This is a genomic window from Actinophytocola sediminis (genome assembly GCF_054779715.1).
Genome location: NZ_BAAGXS010000084.1, coordinates 20,923 through 40,875 on the forward strand (window position 1 = coordinate 20,923; position 19,953 = coordinate 40,875).

Annotated in this window: 21 protein-coding genes; 10 read left to right on the plus strand and 11 right to left on the minus strand. The window is 70.6% G+C overall.

The window, feature by feature from the left end; all coding sequences use genetic code 11:
• Positions 1-13: 13 nt before the first annotated feature.
• From ACYVIP_RS38995 to ACYVIP_RS39020, 6 genes are read right to left on the minus strand one after another with little or no spacing between them, the layout of a single operon-like run.
• Positions 14-772, minus strand: a complete 759-nt coding sequence (locus ACYVIP_RS38995) for a fumarylacetoacetate hydrolase family protein (protein ID WP_460405867.1) — start codon at positions 770-772, stop codon at positions 14-16.
• A gap of 12 nt (positions 773-784) precedes the next feature.
• Positions 785-1,816, minus strand: a complete 1,032-nt coding sequence (locus ACYVIP_RS39000) for an ABC transporter substrate-binding protein (protein WP_460405869.1) — start codon at positions 1,814-1,816, stop codon at positions 785-787.
• Entirely contained in the window at positions 1,813-2,667 is an 855-nt protein-coding gene (locus ACYVIP_RS39005; RefSeq protein ID WP_460405871.1) for an ABC transporter permease, read from the minus strand. The genes ACYVIP_RS39000 and ACYVIP_RS39005 overlap by 4 nt, the downstream gene beginning before the upstream one ends.
• On the minus strand, positions 2,664-3,521 hold the full coding sequence (locus tag ACYVIP_RS39010; RefSeq protein WP_460405873.1) for an ABC transporter permease: 858 nt from the start codon (positions 3,519-3,521) through the stop codon (positions 2,664-2,666). Before ACYVIP_RS39010 ends, ACYVIP_RS39005 begins: the two co-directional genes overlap by 4 nt.
• Positions 3,518-4,321: an ABC transporter ATP-binding protein gene (locus ACYVIP_RS39015; RefSeq protein WP_460405875.1), complete on the minus strand. Its 804-nt coding sequence runs from the start codon at positions 4,319-4,321 to the stop codon at positions 3,518-3,520. The genes ACYVIP_RS39010 and ACYVIP_RS39015 overlap by 4 nt, the downstream gene beginning before the upstream one ends.
• Positions 4,322-4,367: 46 nt before the next feature.
• Complete coding sequence (locus tag ACYVIP_RS39020) at positions 4,368-5,036, minus strand: GntR family transcriptional regulator (RefSeq protein ID WP_460405877.1); 669 nt, start codon at positions 5,034-5,036, stop codon at positions 4,368-4,370.
• Positions 5,037-5,141: 105 nt separating this feature from the next.
• On the opposite strand from ACYVIP_RS39020, the gene ACYVIP_RS39025 reads away from it, so the two are divergent.
• The 9 genes from ACYVIP_RS39025 (at position 5,142) to ACYVIP_RS39065 (ending at position 13,140) form a co-directional block, all read left to right on the plus strand.
• Positions 5,142-5,792: a DUF1707 SHOCT-like domain-containing protein gene (locus tag ACYVIP_RS39025; protein WP_460405879.1), complete on the plus strand. Its 651-nt coding sequence runs from the start codon at positions 5,142-5,144 to the stop codon at positions 5,790-5,792.
• A gap of 135 nt (positions 5,793-5,927) precedes the next feature.
• Positions 5,928-6,896 (plus strand): deoxyribose-phosphate aldolase, encoded by a 969-nt coding sequence (deoC, locus tag ACYVIP_RS39030; RefSeq protein WP_460405881.1) that lies wholly within the window; start codon positions 5,928-5,930, stop codon positions 6,894-6,896.
• Between the two features lies 1 nt (position 6,897).
• Positions 6,898-8,331, plus strand: coding sequence for an aldehyde dehydrogenase family protein (locus ACYVIP_RS39035; RefSeq protein WP_460405883.1), 1,434 nt, complete (start codon positions 6,898-6,900; stop codon positions 8,329-8,331).
• Positions 8,324-9,190: an aldehyde dehydrogenase family protein gene (locus ACYVIP_RS39040; RefSeq protein ID WP_460405885.1), complete on the plus strand. Its 867-nt coding sequence runs from the start codon at positions 8,324-8,326 to the stop codon at positions 9,188-9,190. The genes ACYVIP_RS39035 and ACYVIP_RS39040 overlap by 8 nt, the downstream gene beginning before the upstream one ends.
• 154 nt (positions 9,191-9,344) lie before the next feature.
• Positions 9,345-9,698, plus strand: a complete 354-nt coding sequence (locus ACYVIP_RS39045; RefSeq protein WP_460405887.1) for a hypothetical protein — start codon at positions 9,345-9,347, stop codon at positions 9,696-9,698.
• Entirely contained in the window at positions 9,695-10,801 is a 1,107-nt protein-coding gene (locus ACYVIP_RS39050; protein WP_460405889.1) for a C40 family peptidase, read from the plus strand. Before ACYVIP_RS39045 ends, ACYVIP_RS39050 begins: the two co-directional genes overlap by 4 nt.
• Before the next feature lie 53 nt (positions 10,802-10,854).
• Complete coding sequence (locus ACYVIP_RS39055) at positions 10,855-11,259, plus strand: YbaB/EbfC family nucleoid-associated protein (protein ID WP_460405891.1); 405 nt, start codon at positions 10,855-10,857, stop codon at positions 11,257-11,259.
• Positions 11,256-11,780, plus strand: coding sequence for a YbaB/EbfC family nucleoid-associated protein (locus ACYVIP_RS39060; RefSeq protein WP_460405893.1), 525 nt, complete (start codon positions 11,256-11,258; stop codon positions 11,778-11,780). Before ACYVIP_RS39055 ends, ACYVIP_RS39060 begins: the two co-directional genes overlap by 4 nt.
• Before the next feature lie 76 nt (positions 11,781-11,856).
• Positions 11,857-13,140 carry a primosomal protein gene (locus ACYVIP_RS39065; protein ID WP_460405895.1) on the plus strand — a complete coding sequence of 428 codons (1,284 nt, stop codon included), beginning with the start codon at positions 11,857-11,859 and terminating at the stop codon, positions 13,138-13,140.
• A 4-nt stretch (positions 13,141-13,144) separates the two neighbouring features.
• On the opposite strand, the gene ACYVIP_RS39070 is transcribed toward ACYVIP_RS39065, so the two are convergent.
• A complete protein-coding gene (locus tag ACYVIP_RS39070) occupies positions 13,145-14,245 on the minus strand; it encodes an adenosine deaminase (RefSeq protein ID WP_460405897.1) in 1,101 nt (366 codons plus the stop codon).
• A 259-nt stretch (positions 14,246-14,504) separates the two neighbouring features.
• Between ACYVIP_RS39070 and ACYVIP_RS39075 the strand changes: the two genes are divergently transcribed.
• Positions 14,505-15,647, plus strand: coding sequence for a hypothetical protein (locus ACYVIP_RS39075; protein WP_460405899.1), 1,143 nt, complete (start codon positions 14,505-14,507; stop codon positions 15,645-15,647).
• A 157-nt stretch (positions 15,648-15,804) separates the two neighbouring features.
• Here the strand turns inward: ACYVIP_RS39075 and ACYVIP_RS39080 are convergent, their stop codons facing one another.
• The 4 genes from ACYVIP_RS39080 to ACYVIP_RS39095 are packed head-to-tail and all read right to left on the minus strand — an operon-like array spanning position 15,805 to position 19,877.
• The gene (locus ACYVIP_RS39080; RefSeq protein ID WP_460405901.1) at positions 15,805-17,073 is read right to left on the minus strand and encodes a thymidine phosphorylase; all 1,269 of its coding nucleotides are present in this window, start codon (positions 17,071-17,073) and stop codon (positions 15,805-15,807) included.
• Positions 17,074-17,078: 5 nt separating this feature from the next.
• Complete coding sequence (locus tag ACYVIP_RS39085; protein WP_460405903.1) at positions 17,079-17,459, minus strand: cytidine deaminase; 381 nt, start codon at positions 17,457-17,459, stop codon at positions 17,079-17,081.
• A gap of 10 nt (positions 17,460-17,469) precedes the next feature.
• The gene (locus ACYVIP_RS39090; RefSeq protein WP_460405905.1) at positions 17,470-18,747 is read right to left on the minus strand and encodes an ABC transporter permease; all 1,278 of its coding nucleotides are present in this window, start codon (positions 18,745-18,747) and stop codon (positions 17,470-17,472) included.
• On the minus strand, positions 18,744-19,877 hold the full coding sequence (locus tag ACYVIP_RS39095) for an ABC transporter permease (RefSeq protein WP_460405907.1): 1,134 nt from the start codon (positions 19,875-19,877) through the stop codon (positions 18,744-18,746). Before ACYVIP_RS39095 ends, ACYVIP_RS39090 begins: the two co-directional genes overlap by 4 nt.
• Positions 19,878-19,953: the final 76 nt, after the last annotated feature.

Below are 19,953 nucleotides of genomic sequence, written 5' to 3' on the forward strand. Positions count from 1 at the left end.
CCGGCAGACCCGCTCAGCCCTCCTCGGCCACGATCGGATTGCTCAGTGACCCCAACCCCTCCACCGACACCGTGACCGTGTTCCCCGGCTCCACCGGCCGCACCCCCTCCGGCGTCCCGCTGAGCACCACGTCCCCTGGTTCCAACGTCGTGAACCGCGTGATGTACTCGATCAGATAGGGGATCGGGAAGATCAGGTCCTTGGTCCGCCCATTCTGCCGCTCCTCCCCGTCCACGGTGCACGTCACCGCCACGTCCGTCGGGTCGTAGTCGGTCTCCACCCACGGCCCGAGCGGGCAGAACGTGTCGAACCCCTTCCCCCTGGTCCACTGCCCGTCCGACTTCTGGATGTCCCGCGCGGTCACGTCATTGCCACACGTGTACCCACCGATCACCGACCACGCGTCGGCCGCCGGCACCCGCCGCGCCCGCCGGCCGATCACCAGCACCAGCTCAGCCTCCGGGTCCACCCGCCCGGACAACACCGGGTACACCACCGGCGTCTCCGGCCCGACCACGGCCGATGGCGGTTTCAGGAACAGCAACGGCTCGTCGGGCACCTTGTTGCCGAACTCCTCGGCATGGGACCGGTAGTTCCGCCCGACGCACAACACCGTGCGCGGCGTGACCGGCGCCAGCAACCGCGCGCCCTCCACCGCCCGCCCGGTCGAGCGCAGGTCGACGAAGGGCGTCCCCTCCGCGGCCAGCACCACCCCGTCGTCGAGAACTCCCCACTCGGCGGACCCGGTGGTCTGGTAGCGAACGATCTTCATGGACGTCCTTCCTCAGCAGCCGTTGTAGGCATTGGTCCACAGCGCGTCCTCGGCCGGATCGCCCGCCGCCGCGGTCAGCTCGATCTCGTGCATGACCTCGAGCGTCGTGCGCACCGCCGCCGCGTCGAAACACCCGTCCCGCGACAGTGCGGGCAGCAGCGCGTCCAGCGTCTGCTCGATGATCTCCACATTGTCATCCGACATCCGCTCGACGATCTCCCGCGCCGCGGCCGCCGGATCCTCGGCGACCTGGTCCATGCCGGCGTTGAGCGCCCGGCTGAAACCCTTGGCCGCGTCCGGGTTCTCCGCCGCCCACGCCCGGTTGACCGCGAACCCGGTGTACACGTAGTCCTTGAACAGCGGCACGTCGCCGGCCGGACCGTCGATGAGCACGGTGCCGAAGCCCTCCGCCTCGGCGACGTAGGGCGTCGGCGGCGAGAGCTGGTAGGCGTCGATCTGCCCGGTCTCCAAGGCGGCCAGCAGCGACGCGCCGTCACCGATCGCGATGATCTCCACGTCCCGTTCCGGGTCCAGCCCGGCCTCGCGCAGGTAGTACCGCAGGTACTTGTCGCTGGCCGCGCCCGGTGAGGTCACGCCCAGCTTCAGTCCCTCCAACGAGGCGTAACGCTCCTCGATCGGCGACTCCCGGCTCACACCGCGTTCGCCGGCCACGTCCGGGTTCATCACCAGGGTGAACGTGACTCTGCCGACCAGGTTGTGCGTCATCACCAGGCTGTCCTCGCCCTCCTCGGCGAGCGTGGCGAGGTCGTCGAAGCCCATGTCGGCGAACTGCGCGGAGCCCGACACCACCGCCGACACCCCGTCGACCCCGCTCTGCAGCTCAACGATCTCCACGTCGAGCCCCTCGTCGGCGAACAGGCCCTGCTTCTCCGCGACATACATCGACGCCAGGAACGCGCTCGGCAACGAGGTCACCGTCACCCGTGTGTTCCCGTCCGCGCCGCCAGCGTCGCCACCGCAGGCCGCGATCGGTAACGCCAACGCCAGCACGCCCAGGATCGCGGACTTCCGTCGTCCTCTCATGGTGCCTCCTTCGTCGGTACGTCGATCTCCTGCCGCTGCCAACGCAACGCGTGGCGCAACGGGCGCAACATCAGGTTCATCAGCAGCACGATCGCGCTGAGGCAGAGCACGCCGGCGAGCACGCCCGCGCTGGAGAAACCGGCCGCGGCGTCGCGGGTGAGGAACCCGAGGCCGCGGTTGGCCGAGATGAACTCGCCGGTGACCGCGCCGATCATGGCCGCGGGCAACGTGATCCGCAGTGCGGCGAGGATGAACGGCAGGGCGCTGGGCAACATCACCGTGCGCAGCTGGTCGCGCCAGGACGCGCCCATCACCCTGGTCACGTCGAGCAGGCCGCGGGGCACCTGCCCGAACCCGGCCACCGTGTTGACGAACACGATGAAGAACACGAAGTACGCGGCCAGCAACACCTTCGGCGTCATGCCGATGCCGAACCACAGGATGAACACCGGCCCCATGGCCACCGCCGGCACCGAGTAGGCCACCAGGAAGTACGGCTCGACGATCCGGTAGGCCAGCCGCAGCAGGCCCAACGGCCAGGCGACCAGGACCGCGGCCACCGCGCCGATCACGTACCCCAGCAACGCCGCGGTGACGGTGAACCGGCCGTGGTACCAGAGCTCGCCACTGGCCACCCAGTCCGCGACCTGCTCGGCGATGGCCGAGGGCGAGCTGACGAAGAACGGCCGCACCAGCTCCCCCGACGCCAGCTCCCAACCGACGAGCAGCACGGCGACGATGCCCAACCGCGCGACGAGTAGGAACAGCCGGTGAGCGCGACGCGCGGACCGGTGAGCCCGACCGGTGGCGGCGAGCACCTCGACGCCACGGGGAGTGACAGCGGCGGTCATCCGTGCACCGTCCTCGAGTAGTGACCGGGCAGGATCCGGCTCTCGACCAGCCGCAGCAGCGCGTTCGCGGCCATCACCACGACCGCGATGATCACGATGCCGGCGAACACCGTCTCGATGTCGAACGCGCGGGAGGCGCGCGCGACCAGGTAGCCGAGGCCCTGGGTGGACGCGACGAACTCCGACAGCACCGCGCCCTCGATGGCCCTGGTGAACGTGATCCGGATGCTCGCCACGATGGCCGGCGCCGCGGCCGGCAGCACGACCTTGCCGAGCAGGTCGCGCCGGCGGGCGCCGAACACCCGGCACACCCGCAACAACCCGGGGCTCACCTCGCGGATCCCGGTGGCGGTGTTGACGAAGACGATGAAGTAGACCAACAGCGCCGCCATGATCACCTTCGGCGTCTGCCCGAGGCCGAACCACATGATGAACAACGGCGCGAGCGCGATCTTCGGGATCGAGTAGAAGCCGACCAGGAACGGCTCGAACACCTCATAGCCCCGGCGGGTCTGGGCCAGCCCGAACGCGCTCACCAGGCCGGCGGCCGCGCCGATCACGAACCCCAGGCCGGCCTCGCCGAGGGTGACCCCGACGTGGGTGAAGATCTCGCCGTCGGCGGCCAGCTCGCCCATCCGCGCGGCGACCGAGAGCGGGTCGCTGACATAGCGCGGGTTGACCAGGTACTCGATGCCGAACTGCCAGGCCAGCAGGATCACCGCGCCCAGCCCGGCGATTCCCGACCAGCGCACCAGCCGTTCCCGCCGCTGGCGCCGCTGATAGGCCGCGCCGACCTCGGCGAGCACCTCCCGGCCGCGGTCGGTGCCGTTGGCCGAGGACGCGAGCAGGGTCATCGCACACCCCTGGCCTGCTCGATCTCCACCCGGATATCGGCCCACAGCGCGTCGTGCAGCTCGCTGAACCCGGGCGTCTCGTGAATACGGAACGGGTCGCGGGGACGGGGCAGGTCGACCCGGTAGTCGCGCTTGATCGTGCCCGGCGTGCCGGTGAACACCAGGATCCGGTCCGACAGCGCGATCGCCTCGACCAGGTCGTGGGTCACGAACAACACCGTCGGCCGCGACCGCTCCCACAGCCGCAGCAGCTCGGCCTGCAGGATCACCCTGGTCTGCGCGTCCAGCGGGCCGAACGGCTCGTCCATCAGCACCACGCCGGAGTCGTAGACCAGGGTGCGGATGATCCCGGCGCGTTTGCGCATGCCGCCGGACAGCTCGTGCGGGTAGTGGTCCTCGAACCCGGCCAGCCCGACCAGCTCGATGAACTCCTGCGCGCGGACGCGGCGCTCGCGGCGGGGAACCCCGCGCAGTTCCATGCTCAGCTCGACGTTGCCGCGCAGCGACCGCCACGGCAGCAGGTTGTCGTCCTGGGTGATGTAGCCGACGGCGGTGTTCACCCCGTGCACCTGCTCGCCGTGGTGGGCGACCGTGCCCTCCGACGGCGCGTCCAGGCCGGCGAGCAGGTTCAGGCAGGTGGACTTGCCGCAGCCGGACGGGCCGACCAGGCTGACGAACTCGCCCGGCTCGGCGTCGAAGGTCACGTCCTGCAGTGCCAGTACGGGGTGGCTGCCGCGCCCCCTGGCGACGAATGCCTTGTAGACGTGGTCGAAGCGAACGGACTCCGTTGTCTGCTGCATCGGGGCTCCCTCGTCGAGCGCTGGTGCGGCTAGGGATGTGCGGACTTCATGCGGTGCCCTCGTCGGCTTCGGGTGCTGGCTTGTCGACGAGCGTGCTGACGGTTTCGCCGACCGAGCGCTTGTGCCAGAGGGCGAGCGTCGCGGCGCGTTTGGCGTCCCGGGCGTGCAGCGCGGCCATGATGCCCTCGTGCTCGGACTGGGACTGGGCCAAGCGGCCGGGGACCATGCGGAACACCCGCTGGAAACCGGAGTGCCGCTGCCAGATGTCCATGGTCAGCTCGCACAGCATGCGGTTGCCGCAGGCGGCCACGATCGTCTCGTGGAACTGGTGGTTGAGGTCGGAGAACCGGGGGCCGTCCTGAGCCTCGACGGCCGCGCGCAGCAGCGTCATCAGCTCGTCGAGGGCGGCCAGTTCGTCGTCGGTGATCCGCTCGGCGGCCAGGCCGGTGGCGATGCTCTCCAGGTGGCCGCGGATGAAGTAGGTCTCGTCGATCTCCCGCTGGGTCAGCGTGGTCACCCGCGCGCCGCGGTAGGGAACCATCTCGACCAGCCCGTCGCGCTCGAGCATGCGCAGCGCCTCGCGGACGGGGATGTCGCTGGTCTCGTAGGTGTTGGCGAGTTCGCGCAGGACCAACCGGGTGCCCGAGGCGAGTTCGTCGCGCAGGATGCGCTCGCGCAGGGCGCGGTAGATGGTCTGCGACTTCAGGTCGGACACGACCGCTCCTTGTGATTGGAGTCACATCGACAATATCTGATATGATTTCACCAGTCAACGCGCCACCCGCACGTCGGGTGACCCCGGCGCGCTAACCTCGCACATGTGAGTGACCTGCCTGCCGTGCCAGACCCGCGGGACATGCGGGTGTCCAACGACGAACGGGAACGGGTCGCGCAGTTCCTGCACAACGCGATGGCGGAGGGCCGGCTCACCGTCAGCGAGTTGGAGGAACGGCTCGACAAGGTCTACGAGGCCAAGACCTACGGCGACCTGGAGCCGATCACGCGCGACCTGCCGGCCGGCCAGCAGCCGACCGCGATGCAGGCCCCCGCGTCCCAGGCCCTGCCCGTGCCGGCCAACCGCGTCGGCGGCCGGGGCACGTCGTCCACGGCGATCGCGGTCATGTCCGGGGCCGAGCGCAAGGGCGTGTGGACCCTGCCGCCGACGTTCAACGCGGTGGCGTTCATGGGTGGCGTGGAGATCGACCTGACCGACGCCCGGTTCGAGGACGCGGAGACGACCATCCAGGCGTTCGCGATGATGGGTGGCATCGAGATCTACGTGCCCGAGGACGTCACCGTCCAGGTCAACGGATCGGGCTTCATGGGCGCGTTCGAGAACAAGGTCTCCGACCAGATGCAGCCCCGGCCCGGCGTGCCGCACATCCGGATCACCGGGCTGGCGTTCTGGGGCGCGGTGGAAGTCAAGCGCCGCAAGCGCAAGCGGGACCGGAACAAGCTGATCGAGGAGTAGCCGGCAAGCACGAACAGCCGGCCGGCGCAACCCGTGAAGATCGACATGTGGACAACCGGGTGGGTTGTGGACAACTCCCCCTTCGCGAGCCGATGACGACCGTCCGAACCGGTCTGGCCGCCTAGACTCGGGCCCATGTCCTCCCCTTCAACGGCGAGTACGGGGCTACCCCCCAGCCTCACCGACGCGACTCGCGACGAGACCTCCCTGCGTCGTTTCCTGCACGGCCTGCCCGGCGTCGACCAGGTCGGCGTCGAGCAGCGCGCGGCCGGACTCGCCACCCGCAGCATCAAGAAGGCCGCGAAGCTGTGGGCGATCGACACCGCCATCGGCATGGTCGACCTGACCACCCTGGAAGGCGCCGACACCGACGGCAAGATCCGCTCGCTGTGCGCCAAGGCCCGCCGGCCAGACCCGGAGCGCCCCGAGGTCCCGCCGGTCGCCGCAGTCTGTGTGTACCCGGACATGGTGCCGGTCGCGGTGGCCGCGTTACACGGCACCGCCATCAACATCGCGAGCGTCGCCACCGCCTTCCCGAGCGGGCGCTCCAGCCTGCCGGTCAAGATCGCGGACACCGAGCTGGCGGTGGCCGCCGGGGCCACCGAGGTGGACATGGTCATCGACCGGGGCGCGTTCCTGTCCGGCCGCTACGGTCGCGTCTTCGACGAGATCGTCACCATCAAGCAGGCCAGCGGCGACGCCCACCTCAAGGTCATCCTGGAGACCGGCGAGCTGGCCACCTACGACAACGTGCGCCGGGCGTCCTGGCTCGCGATGCTGGCCGGGGCCGACTTCATCAAGACCTCGACGGGCAAGGTCTCTCCCGCGGCCACGCTGCCGGTCACGCACGTCATGTTGCAGGCCGTCCGCGACTGGCACACCGCGACCGGCACCCGCATCGGGGTCAAGCCGGCGGGCGGCATCCGCACGACCAAGGACGCCATCCGCTACCTGGTGGCCGTGCACGAGGTCGCCGGGCCCGAGTGGCTCACCGCGGACAAGTTCCGCTTCGGCGCCTCCAGCCTGCTCAACGACCTGCTGATGCAGCGCCGTACCCAACTCGACGGCCACTACAGCGGCCCGGACTACGTAACGGTGGACTGACGTGAACACATGGGAGTACGCCCCGGCACCGGAGTCGCGGGACATCGCCAACCTCAAACCCAGCTACCGGATGTTCCTCGACGGCGAGTTCGTCGAGGGCGGCGGTGAGCCGCTCAAGACGATCAACCCGGCCACCGAGGAGGTGCTCGCCGAGGTGTCCACCGCCGCACCGTCCGATGTGGACAAAGCGGTGAAGGCGGCGCGCCGGGCCCACGACCGGGTCTGGGGCAAGATGCCGGGCGCTGAGCGGGCCAAGTACATCTACCGAATCGCGCGGATGATGGCCGAACGGTCCCGCGAGCTGGCCGTGCTGGAAAGCCTCGACAACGGCAAGCCGATCAGGGAGTCCCGCGACGTCGACATCCCGACCGCGTCGGCACACTTCTTCTACCACGCCGGCTGGGCGGACAAGCTCGGCTACGCCGGCCTCGGCCCCGACCCGAAGCCACTGGGCGTCGCCGGTCAGGTGATCCCGTGGAACTTCCCGCTGCTGATGGCCGCCTGGAAGATCGCGCCCGCGCTGGCCTGCGGCAACACCGTGGTGCTCAAGCCGGCCGAGACCACCCCGCTGACCGCGCTGGTGCTGGCCGACATCATCGCGCAGGCCGGCCTGCCGCCCGGCGTGGTCAACATCCTGCCCGGCGCGGGCGATGTCGGCGCCGCGCTGGTCAACCACGCCGGCATCGACAAGGTCGCGTTCACCGGCTCCACCGACGTCGGCAAGCTCATCCAGCGCTCGCTGGCCGGCACCGGCAGGAAGCTGACCCTCGAGCTTGGCGGCAAGGCGGCCAACATCGTCTTCGACGACGCCCCGCTCGACCAGGCCGTCGAGGGCATCGTCAACGGCATCTTCTTCAACCAGGGCCACGTCTGCTGCGCCGGCTCACGGTTGTTGGTGCAGGAGTCCGTCGCCGAGGAGCTGCTCGACAAACTGCGCACCAGGGTCGCCACCCTGCGCGTCGGCGACCCGCTGGACAAGAACACCGATGTCGGCGCGATCAACTCCCGCGAGCAGCTCACCAGGATCACCGAGCTGGTCTCGGCGGGCGAGGCGGAGGGCGCGGAGAAGTGGGTGAGCCCGTGTCCCTTGCCGGACAAGGGTTTCTTCTTCGCGCCGACGGTGTTCGCCGGCGTCAGCCAGGCCATGCGGATCGCCCGCGAGGAGATCTTCGGCCCGGTGCTGTCGGTGCTCACCTTCCGCACCCCGGACGAGGCCGTCGCCAAGGCCAACAACACCCCCTACGGGCTGTCCGCCGGCATCTGGACCGACAAGGGCTCCCGCATCCTGTGGATGGCCGACCAACTGCGCGCCGGTGTGGTGTGGGCCAACACCTTCAACCGGTTCGACCCGACCGCGCCGTTCGGCGGCTACCAGGAGTCCGGCTTCGGCCGGGAGGGTGGCCGCGCGGGACTGGAGGCATACCTCGATGTCTGAACGCCTGACCGTCGCCAAGACCTACAAGCTCTATCTCGGCGGCGCGTTCCCCCGGTCGGAGTCCGGGCGGTCCTACCCGGTGCACGACGCGAAGGGCGGGTTCCTGGCCAACGCGGCGCAGGCCTCGCGCAAGGACGTGCGGGAGGCGGTCGTGGCCGCGCGCAAGGCCGTCGGCGGCTGGTCCGGCGCCACCGCCTACAACCGGGGCCAGGTGCTGTACCGGGTGGCCGAGTTGTTGGAGGGCAGGCGTGAGCAGTTCACCGCCGAGACCTCGGCCAGCGAGGGCGTCCCCGCCAAACGCGCACAGTCCACAGTGGACGCCGCGATCGATCGCTGGGTCTGGTACGCGGGCTGGGCGGACAAGATCGCCACGGTGCTCGGCGCGGCGAACCCGGTCGCGGGGCCGTACTTCTCGTTCTCGGTGCCCGAACCGACCGGGGTGGTCGGCGTGCTCGCGCCGCAGACCTCCTCGCTGCTCGGCCTGGTGAGCGTGCTGGCGCCGGTGATCGCCACCGGCAACACCGTGGTCGTGGTGGCCAGCCAGGAACGGCCGCTGCCGGCGATCACCCTGTCCGAGGTGCTGGCGACCTCGGACGTGCCGGGCGGCGTGGTCAACATCCTCACCGGCCGCACCGGCGAACTCGCGCCGTGGCTCGCCGCGCACGCCGACGTGAACGCCCTGGACCTGACCGGCGCCCCGGAGTCGATGACCGCCGACCTCGAACGCGCCGCGGCCGGCACCGTCAAGCGGGTGCTGCGCGCCCGGCCGGCCGAGCCGGACTGGACCGAGGCCCCCGACATCTCCCGGCTGCGCGCGTTCCTGGAAACCAAGACCGTCTGGCATCCGAAAGGCAGGTGATCACCGACATCCGATCCGAATGCAAACAATGGTTCGGCCACTGGTAGGGATTCCGGCCGATTCGGCCGCCAGGCCACGACCGATGTCATAGCCTGGACGATCGAGTGGGAGCCGCGGGGGGCTGGCCCGCGTCTGAGCCTGCAGGAGGGGACAGATGACGCACGAGGATCGGATTCCACCGCCGCCGCCCCCACCGGGCTACGACGCCGAGGAAGCCGCGTTCCAGTCGTTCACCAGGGGGTTCCGCCCGCTGGCCGACGGGTTACGCACCGACGGTCTGGCGACCAACACCGGACTGGACGGCAACGTGTTCTCCCGGGTCGGCAACGAGGTCGGCCTCGCGGACGCGGTGCGCAACGCCACCCAGCGCCAGGTCGACCGGATCAACGGGCTGTCGACCAACACCGACGCGATGGCCGACGCGGTCGACAACACCTGGACCAACTACGTCAACCTCGAGGACGAGCACGTCCGCGGCATCCGCCAGGCCGGCGGTGAGCAAGCATGACGTTCACCGGCCCCATGGTGGAGACCCTGGTCTCCCCCGCCGCCGACGCGCAACGCCAACTCGCCACCGACGACGGCGCCATCGACGGCCTCGACCAGGTGCACGGCGGCGTGCAGACCGCCCTCAACAACTACGACACCGACGCCGGCGCCCGGACCAGGACGCTGCAGGAGGGCTGGGCGGGCGGCGCGTCGCAGCGGCAGGCCACCGACGCCGCCACCATGACCACCGCCGCGCGCGACATCAGCACCTACAGTGCCGAGGTCCAGTCGGCGGTGCGTGAGGCGGCCGGCATCCTCAAGGTCGGCCAGTCGACCAACCAGCGGCTGATCGACAACTTCATGGACCGTGCCGCCGCGTTGCTCTCGGCCGCCGCGGCGCTGCGCCAGGCGGGCGACCACGCCGGCGCGCAGGCCAAGATCTCCGAGCTGATCCGGCTCGCCGCCCAGATCTCCGGCGAGTCGAGCACCAACCTCGAGGCCGTGATGGGTCAGCTGACCGGCGTGGTCACCCGGCTGGACAACAGCGAGGGCGCCACCACCGCCCCCGCGAGCGCGCAGCCGGCGGCCCCGCCGGCCGCCTACACCTCCGGCGGCGGGGGCGGTGGCGGCGGCGACTCCGGTGGTGGCGGCGGAGGTGGGGGCGGCGGCGGTGGCGTGGTCACCAAGAAGCGGCTGCCGGTCGCGATCCCGCCCCAACCCGGCAGCGGAGTCGCGGTGAACCTGCCAGACGGCAGCACGGTGATGGCGCCCAACGAGACCGCCGCGCGGGCGGTCCGCGCCGCGCTCGGCCAACTCGGCGTGCCCTACGTGTGGGGCGGCACCTCGCCCGGCGTCGGCCTGGACTGCAGCGGGCTCACCCAGTACGCCTACGGCGAGGGCGGCCTGGACATCCCGCGCACCTCCCGCGAGCAGGACATCGGCGCCGAGGTCCCGTCGGCCGACCAACTGCTGCCCGGCGACCTGATCTGCTGGGAGGGCCACGTCGCCATGTACATCGGCAACGGCCAGATCGTCGAGGCGGGCGACCCGGTGCAGGTCGGCCCGCTGCGCACGACCAACGCCGGCATGCCCTTCGTCGGCTTCTACCGCCCGACCGGCTGACCCCGAATGCCGGGCACTTCGGGCACACTTGGGCGGGAGCACGGGGAGGGGACGTGGCGGAGATAGACATCGACCACGAGCTCGCGGTGGTGGACCGCCGCGTGCGCGCGGCGAGCGACCAGGCGGCGGCCGAGGTCGCCAGGTCGGGTCGGATCAGCGGCCGGGCGACCTCGCCCGACGGCACGATCAGCATCGAGGTCGCCCCCGGCGGGCTGCCGACCGATCTGCGACTGACCCCGGCGGCCCTGCAGGTCGACATGGAGACCCTCGCGCGGCGCATCGTCGCGGTCGCCGAGCGGGCGACCAGGCTCGCCGGCGGCAACATGCACAAGGCGCTGGCCCCGGTGGTCGGCGAGCAGGACCTCGAGTCGCTCGGCTACGTCCCGGTCGACGACGCCGACGCCGACCAGGACGCCGGCTTCGACGACCCGCTCAAGTACCGGGACGGCCGCCCGTGATCGACCGCGAGCCGCTCAACCGCAGCACCAAGCAGATGATCGACGACGGCCGCGCCCGCCAGGACGCACTGTCCCAAGTGGACAAGATCCTGGGCACGGTGACCGGCACCGCCCACGACCGCAACGAGACGGTCGAGGTCACCGTCGACGGCCGGGGCAAGCTCCTGCGGCTGTGGCTCGCCCCGGAGGCCGCCCGCTACGGCGCCGACGGGCTCAGCCAACTGATCGTGCGAGTCGCCGCCGTCGCGATGGACGACGCCACCCAGTCGGGTTACAACAAGGTCGCGCTGCTGCTCGGCGACAACCTCACCTACGCGCTCGAACAGCTCTCCGGCCGGGCCGCCCCCGCCAGGAGCCAACGCGACGGCGGTATCACCGCCGAGGAGTTCCAGGCACGCCGGGACGAGCGACAACGCCAGGCCACGACCGGTAAGGTCGACGAACGGGCAGGTGGCGAGGGTGTCGAACCGGATAACGAACTCGCCTCCTTCGACCCATCCTCGCTACGCTCCGACCGGTGATCCACCTCGAAGCCGGCACCCCGTAGAGTGCCGACGTTCCGTGTGCCCATGGATCGCGTGACCAGGAGGTCCAGCAATGTCTCAGGACATCGTCTCCATCGAGCTCGGCCTGCCGCAGGGCGACCTTGTGACGCTGTGGGCGCCGCGCTGGCGGGAGGACGGGGAGGAGTGGGAGGCCTTCCTCGGCCACGAGGACGACCTCTACGCCTTCCCCGACGCCGCGCACCTCGCGGCGTTCGTCCGCACGGTCACCGAGCACGACCTGTCCGACCATCCCGCGTGGGACGTGGTCCCCGAGCTGTCGGTGCCCGAGCTGCTGCCGGACGAGGCGCACACCTACGACCTCGTCGGGGTGCCCGAGCTCGCCGCCGAGGAGCCGGACACCTGGACCATCGGCGAGCTGGCCGACATCGTCGCCATCGTGCGCTCGCTGGCCGACGTGTGTGAGCTCGACGAGGTGCACGAGGTGCTGAACTCGGCCGCCGGGTTCTCCGTGCTCGAGCAGGGGACCTTCCCCTTCACCGGGCGCGAGGGCGAGAAGCTGTGGACCGACCTCGCGGAGACCATCGCCCAGCGGTGGGACGAGGTGCTCGACGCCATCGACGACGTCGTGCTCGTGCCCGAGGTCGACAAGGCGATCCTGGACCAGACCACCGACGAGCTGGCCGCGTACCAGGCGGAGTCCGAAGAGGCCGAGGACGCCCTGGACGCGGAGGACGCCGAGGACGTCGACACCGAGACCGACGACGAGGAGTCCGAAAAGGACACCGCGGTGGTGGTGGCCGAGGACGAGGAGCCGGCGCCGGTCGGCTTCTGGGGCGAGGTCGGCATCGACCCGATCAAGATCGTCACGGTCGAGGCGGAGTACTACACGCTGCGCTGCTACCTCGACGACGAGCCGATCTTCCTCGGCTCCGATGGCAAGATCACGGTGGCCAAGTCCCCGCGCGCACTGGCCAAATACCTCGCCACCGCCCCGGAGGACAACGACCTGGCCGAGGTGTCGACCTGGGAGGAAGTCGCCGCCAAGGCCACCGACGGCAGCCTCGAGCTGGACGTGGAGACCGACAACACCTACGTGCTCAACGGTCTGGCCGAGGATCTCGGCGAGGGCCCGGACACCGTCGACCCGGTGCAGCTCGACCTCGCGGTGGAGCTGCTCACCGACGCCGCGGACTGGGCCGACGACAAGACCGTGACCGAGGCGCTCGCCCAGTCGGAGAGCCTCGGCTGGCTGGTGTCGTTCATCCTGCGGCCGGACCCGACCAGGCTGGCCCCCAGCCCGCCGTTCGACACCGAGCAGCGGGCCTGGCAGAGCCTGGTCGAGTCCTTCGAGGACCGCCTGGAGCTGCGGCCGTAGCACCTCAGTCGAGCAACGCGGCGTAGCCCGGCTTGATGATCTCGTTGATGATGGCCAGGCGTTCGTCGAAACCGATGAACGCGGACTTCATCGCGTTGATGGTGAACCACTGCAGGTCCGCCAGGCCATAGCCGAACGCGTCCACGAGCGCGGCCATCTCGGTCGACGGCAGGCAGTTGGACATCAGCCGGTTGTCGGTGTTCACCGTGACCCGGAAGCGCAGCTTGGTCAGCAGGCCGATCGGGTGCTCGGCGATCGACGGCGCCGCACCGGTCTGCACGTTCGACGACGGGCACATCTCCAGCGGGATCCGCCGGTCCCGCACGTAGCTCGCCAACCGTCCCAAGTGGATGGTGCCGTCCTCGTCGACCTTGATGTCGTCGACGATCCGCACGCCGTGGCCGAGCCGCTCGGCGCCGCAGTACTGGATCGCCTCCCAGATCGACGGCAGCCCGAACGCCTCACCGGCGTGGATGGTGAAGTGCATGTTCTGCTGGCGCAGGTACTCGAAGGCGTCCAGGTTCCTGGTGGGCGGGAAGCCGGCCTCCGGCCCCGCGATGTCGAACCCGACCACGCCGCTGTCCCGGTGGCGCACCGCGAGCTCGGCGATCTCCAGCGACCTGGCGTTCTGGCGCATCGCGCACAGCAACGTGCCGATCCGGATCCGCTTGCCCCGCTCCAGCGCGCGCTGCTCGCCGAGCCGGAAGCCCTCCTGCACTGCGGCGACGATCGCGTCGAGGTGCAACCCCTTCTCGCTGAACAACTCCGGCGCGTACCGGACCTCCGCGTAGACCACGCCGTCGTCGGCGAGGTCTTCCGCGCACTCGGCCGCCACCCGCACCAGTGCGTCCTCGGTCTGCATCACGCCACAGGTGTGCGCGAAGGTTTCCAGATAGCGCACCAGCGAGCCGGAGTCGGCGGAATCGCGGAACCACCGGCCGAGCGCCTCGGTGTCGTCGGTGGGGAGATCGGCATAGCCAACGGCATCGGCGAGTTCGATCACCGTTGCCGGACGGAGTCCACCATCCAGGTGATCATGCAGCAGAACCTTGGGCGCGGAACGGACAACCTCCGGGGTCACCGGAACGGGGTTCGACGTCAACATGGCGCAACGGTACTCAACGGGGGATGTCACCCGATCGAGTAGCCACCGCGCCACGCAAGGTCAGCCCAGGTCATGGCATTTGCGTCACGATTCTCCACTGATTGGCCCAACATGACGATCATTAGACCTGCAACTAACTAACGGGTGGTGTATGGATGCGTTCCCGGAGTGGCTAGGCTCGCAGTGGCCGGCCCTGCCCCTCCCCACGACGAAGGTCACCTCTGTGAACGAGAACAATTCGACGGTGTCATTCGACCGGATGCGCAATATGCTGGTGCGTGCAGCCGAGATCCGTGAGAGCGAACAGCAGCAGATCTTCGACACCCTGGACGAGATCCACGCACGGCTGTCCCCCCTGGAGTCCATCGGCTCGGTGCGCAAGCGCCTGTCCGAAATGCCCGACCGGACCGAGCTGAACACCCTGAGCACCCGGGTCGAGGACGCGATCGCCCGGCTCGAGGCCCAGGACGGCGCCATCGCCGCGCTCACCCGCGCCGTCGAGGCCATCGTGGACAAGCTGGCCACCCCGTTCGCCCAGCTCGACGGCCGGCTCGACGGCGTGACCGGCCGGTTCGAGGGCGTCGCGGGGCGGATGGACGGCCTCGAGGACAAGCTGGCCAACATCCACCGCCGGATCGACGAGCTCGACGGGCACCTGGACAAGCACCTCGACAAGCAGGACCTCAAGCTCGACGCGCTGCCGGCGGCGGTGCACGGACCGGTGCGCGAACGGCTGGACCTGGCCGAGCAGAACCTGCGCGGCCGCGTCGACGAGGTCGACGGCGCGCTGCGCGGCCAGGTCGACGCGACGAAGGAGGCACTGCGCCAGTCGGTGTCCGAGGCGGTCGACAAGGTGCAGGGCAGGCTCGGCGACACGGCCAACGCGTTGCACAACAACATCGACGAGAAGGCCACCGGCGTGCGCGGCGCGGTCGCCGAGGCCCGCAAGTCGGTGCAGGACGCGATCGACGACACCAAGTCGACGGTCGACGGCACCGAGCGCCTGGAGTCGCTGGCGGCCAGGCTGGAGCAGGTGACCGGCCGTCTGGACTCGCTCACCACCCGACTCGACACCGTCGAGGACGGATTCACCCAGAAGATCGGCGAACTGGGTGGCGTGGTCACGGACGGTCTGCTCAAGGTCGAAGGCACCCTGACCAACCAGCCGGACAACGACCAGCTGGCGACGATGGTGCGCAAGAGCAACGAGGAGTCCGAGCGCCGCATCGGCGGCCACCTCGACGAGGCGATGGCCACCTTCGCCGAACTGATGATGGGCGGCGGCGCCCAGCCGCCGCGACCGCCGGCCACCCTGCCGCGGCAGACCGCCCGCCGCCGCAACGGAAAGCCCCAGAAGGTCATCCGCACCGACGAGGCCGACGACGCCGAAGCCACCTCCTGACCTGACACCCGCGAACGCCCCCGGCCGCCAGACACCGGGGGCGTTCGCACGCCAGCCGAACGTCGCCCCCGACCGTTGAACCCGCAAACCCCCCGCGCCAGACAGCCGAGCCCGGAACGACGAACCCACCAGCCGGCAACGGTGGACTCGCGGGTGGCTAGGGGCGGAGGGTTTCCAGGACCAGTGGGGTGGTCGGGGGTGGGGTGTCGGTGACGGTGTAGGCGTGTTCGAGGGCCGTCAGGGCTGCGGGGATGGCGTGCTCGGTGTCGGTGCGTAGTTCCAGGATCGGGTCGCCGGTGGTGACCCGGTCGCCTGGTTTGGCGTGACAGATGATGCCCGCGGCGGCCTGTACCGGGTCCTCCTTGCGGGCGCGGCCGGCACCGAGGCGCCACGCGGCCACGCCGACCGCCCGCGCGTCCAGCGTCGCCAGCACCCCGTCGCGCTGGGCGGTCACCAGGTGGGTGTGCGCCGGCTGGGGCAGCGGAGCGTCCGGGTCGCCGCCCTGGGCGGTGATCATCGCGCACCACGTCTCGTACGCCCGGCCCGACGCCAGCACCTCCGCCGGGTCGACGGCGATCCCGGCCAGCGCCAGCATCTCCCGCGCCAGCGCCAGCGTCAGCTCCACCACGTCGGCCGGACCGCCACCACGCAGCACGGCCACCGCCTCGGCCACCTCCACCGCGTTGCCGACCGCGCGCCCGAGCGGCACCGACATGTCCGTGATCAGCGCCGAGACCCGTAGCCCGTGATCGACCCCGATCTCCACCAACGCCGAGGCCAACTCCCGCGCGGCGGCCACGTCCGGCATGAACGCGCCCGACCCGGCCTTGACGTCGAGCACCAGCGCGCCCGCGCCCTCCGCGATCTTCTTGGACATGATCGACGACGCGATCAGCGGCACACACTCGACCGTCCCGGTCACGTCCCGCAGCGCGTAGAGCTTGCGGTCCGCCGGCGCCAGCCCGGCCGTCGGCGCGCACACCACCGCGCCGACCGAGGACAGCTGCGCCCCGATCTCGGCCGTCGACAGCTGCGCCCGCCAGCCCGGGATCGACTCCAGCTTGTCCAGCGTGCCGCCGGTGTGCCCGAGTCCGCGCCCGGACAGCTGCGGCACCGCCGCCCCGCACGCGGCCACCAGCGGCGCCAGCGGCAGGGTGATCTTGTCCCCGACGCCGCCGGTCGAGTGCTTGTCCACGGTCGGCCGCCCGGCCGGCCAGGACAGCCGGTCCCCGGAGTCGATCATCGCCCTGGTCCAGCGGGCGGTCTCGGCGGCGGTCATCCCGTTCAGGAAGATCGCCATCGCCAGCGCCGACATCTGCTCGTCGGCCACCTCGCCCCTGGTGTACGCGCCGACGACCCAGTCGATCTGCTCGTCGGCGAGTCGGGCGCCGTCCCGCTTGGCCCGGATGACGTCGACCGCCGACATCGAGTTCACGGCAGGTCGTCCGGACCGAAGGCGTGGGGCAGGACCTCGCTCATCGGCATCGGCCCGACCGGGGTGTCCAGCAGGCAGTCCGGGCCGCCGAACTCGTAGATGACCTGCCGGCACCGCCCGCACGGCATCAACAGCTCGCCGTCGCCCCCTCGGCAGGCCACCGCGACCAGCCGGCCGCCGCCGGTGAGCCGCAGCTGGCCGACCATCGTGCACTCGGCGCACAGACCGAGGCCGTAGGAGGCGTTCTCCACGTTGCAGCCAACGACCTGCCGGCCGTCGTCCACCACCGCGGCCGCACCGACCCGCAGCCCGGAGTACGGGCAGTAGGCCGAGGCCGCCGCCGTCGTCGCCGCCGCGCGCAGCTCATCCCAGTTCATCTGGTCGACGCTAGTCACCTTCGCCTCGCCGGTATGGCAGTCCGTCCGCGGCGGGTGGGCGTAGTCGCTGGGCCGCGAGCGCCAGTACGACCAGCGTGATGATGTGCGGGGTGTAGGCCAGGAACTCGGTCGGCAGCTCGTCGCTGGCGTAGTACAGCACGTACACCGCCACCGCACCGGCCGCCGCCAACGCCGCGCTCAGCCACTTGCGCCGGAACAGCTGCCACACCACCATCAGCCCGGCCGCGATCACCGCCGCGTAGAGCAGCGCGTGCACGGTCGCCGGTCCCGACGAGAGCCGCAGCCCGTCGGCGTAGCCGAACAGGCCGGCGCCGGCCAGGGTGCCGCCGGGCCGCCAGTTGCCGAAGATCATCGCGGCCAGGCCGATGAACCCGCGGTTCGCGGTCTGGCCCTCGGAGTAGATGGCCGGGCTCGAGCCGAGCACGAGCGCGGCCCCGCCGAGACCGGCGAACCCGCCGGAGGCGATCACGGCCACGTACTTGTGGTAGTACACGTTCACGCCGAGCGACTCGGCCGCGACCGGGTTCTCCCCGCAGGAGCGCAGCCGCAGCCCGAACCGGGTGTGCCACAGCACGACGTAGGTGGCGACCACCAGCGCGATCGTGATCAGCAGCATCGGCGACACCTTGGTCACCAGCCCCCGCACCAGCCCGGCGACGTCGGAGATCACCACCCGCTGCTCGGCCTCCAGCTCGCCGAGCCAGTCGGCGAGCGGCTGCGCGGAGAACGTCTCGAACCGCTCGATCGGCGGCGAGTCGCGCGGGTTGTTCGACAGCGGCGCGAACAGCAGCGTGGACAGGTACTTCGCCACGCCGAGGCCGAGCAGGTTGATCGCCACCCCGGAGACGATGTGGTTGACGCCGAAGCTCACGGTGGCGATCGCGTGCAGCACGCCGCCGAGCGCGCCGAAGACCGCGCCGGCGATCACCGCGACCCACGGCCCGCCCTGCAGACCACCCCAGGCCGCGCCCCAGGTGCCGAGGATCATCATGCCCTCGAGCCCGATGTTGATCATGCCGGACCGCTCGGCCCAGATGCCGCCGAGGCCGGCCAGCAGGATCGGCATCCCGAGGGTCACCGTGTTCTGCATGGTCGACGACGAGGTCAGGCGCGGCTCGCCGGTGAGGTAGGAGGTGGTGGCGAGCACCCCGATCACGCCGACGACGCCGATCACGAAGATCGCCCAGCCGGGCAGGATCCGCCGCCTCGGCGCCGTCGGCATGGTCATGCCGGACGCGCCGCCCGGCTGGACCTCGACCATGCTCATTTCGCACTCCCCGAGTCCGCGTCGACGGGTTCCGCGGTGCCCAGCGCGCGACCGACCCGGCGCTGTTCGGCGGCCAGGTCCATGCGCTTGACGATCTCGTAGGCGACCACCACCGAGATCACGATGGAGCCCTGCATGATCGTCGCGATCTCCCTCGGCACGCCGACGTTGTCCAGCGCGACTTGGGCCTTCTCCAGGAACGCCCAGAGCAGCGCGCCGAACGCGATGCCCACCGGATGGTTGCGGCCGAGCAGCGCGATCCCGAGCCCGGCGAACCCGTAGCCGTCGGCGAAGTTCAACGTGTAGGCGTGGTCGCGGCCGAGGATCTCCGGCATGCCGACCAGGCCGGCGACCGCGCCGGAGGACAGCAGCGCGACCACGATCATCTTCTTGGCGTTGACCCCACCGGCGGCGGCCGCGGTCGGCGACTCACCGGAGGCCCGCAGCTCGAACCCGACCCTGGTCCGCTGCATCACGATGCCGTAGACCGCCGCGGCGCCGACGGCCAGCAGCACCAGGCCGAAGATCGTGCCCCGGTCGCCGAGGTCGAGGCCGGGCACCTGGCCCGACTCCGGGATCCGCTCGGTGGAGACGTTGTTGCCAACAAGGATGCCGAAGTTGTCGCGGCGGATCAGGTAGGCGGCCAGCCCGAAGGCGATCGCGTTCATCATGATCGTGGAGAGCACCTCGTGCACCCCGCGAGTCACCTTGAGCACGGCTGGTAAGAGGGCCCAGAGCGCGCCGGCGACCGCAGCCACCACGAGGATCACCAGCCAGTGCAGCACCGGCGGCAGCACGAGCGTGCTGCCAACGATCGCCGCGACCACCGCGCCGATCCGGTACTGGCCCTCGACCCCGATGTTCAGCAGGTTCATCTGGAAGCCGATGGCCGCGGCCAACGCGGCCAGCATGTAGATGGCGGTGCTGTTGACGATGTCGACCGCGACCTGGCCCTCGCCGACCTGACCGATCATCACCCCGAGCGCGCTGACGGGGTTGGCACCCGACGCCAGCAGGGCGATCGCGCACAGCAACGCGGAGAACGCGATCGCCAGCGCGGGCGCCAGCAGCGACGAGCGCAGCTTGGCGCGCGTCCTGCCTCCGTTGAGCGGAGCATCGCCGCCGTTCACCGCTTCTCCCCTTCCGTGTCGTCCGGCCGCTCAGCGATGCCGGCTCCGGTGCCGTCCGGCCGTTCCACAGCCTCGG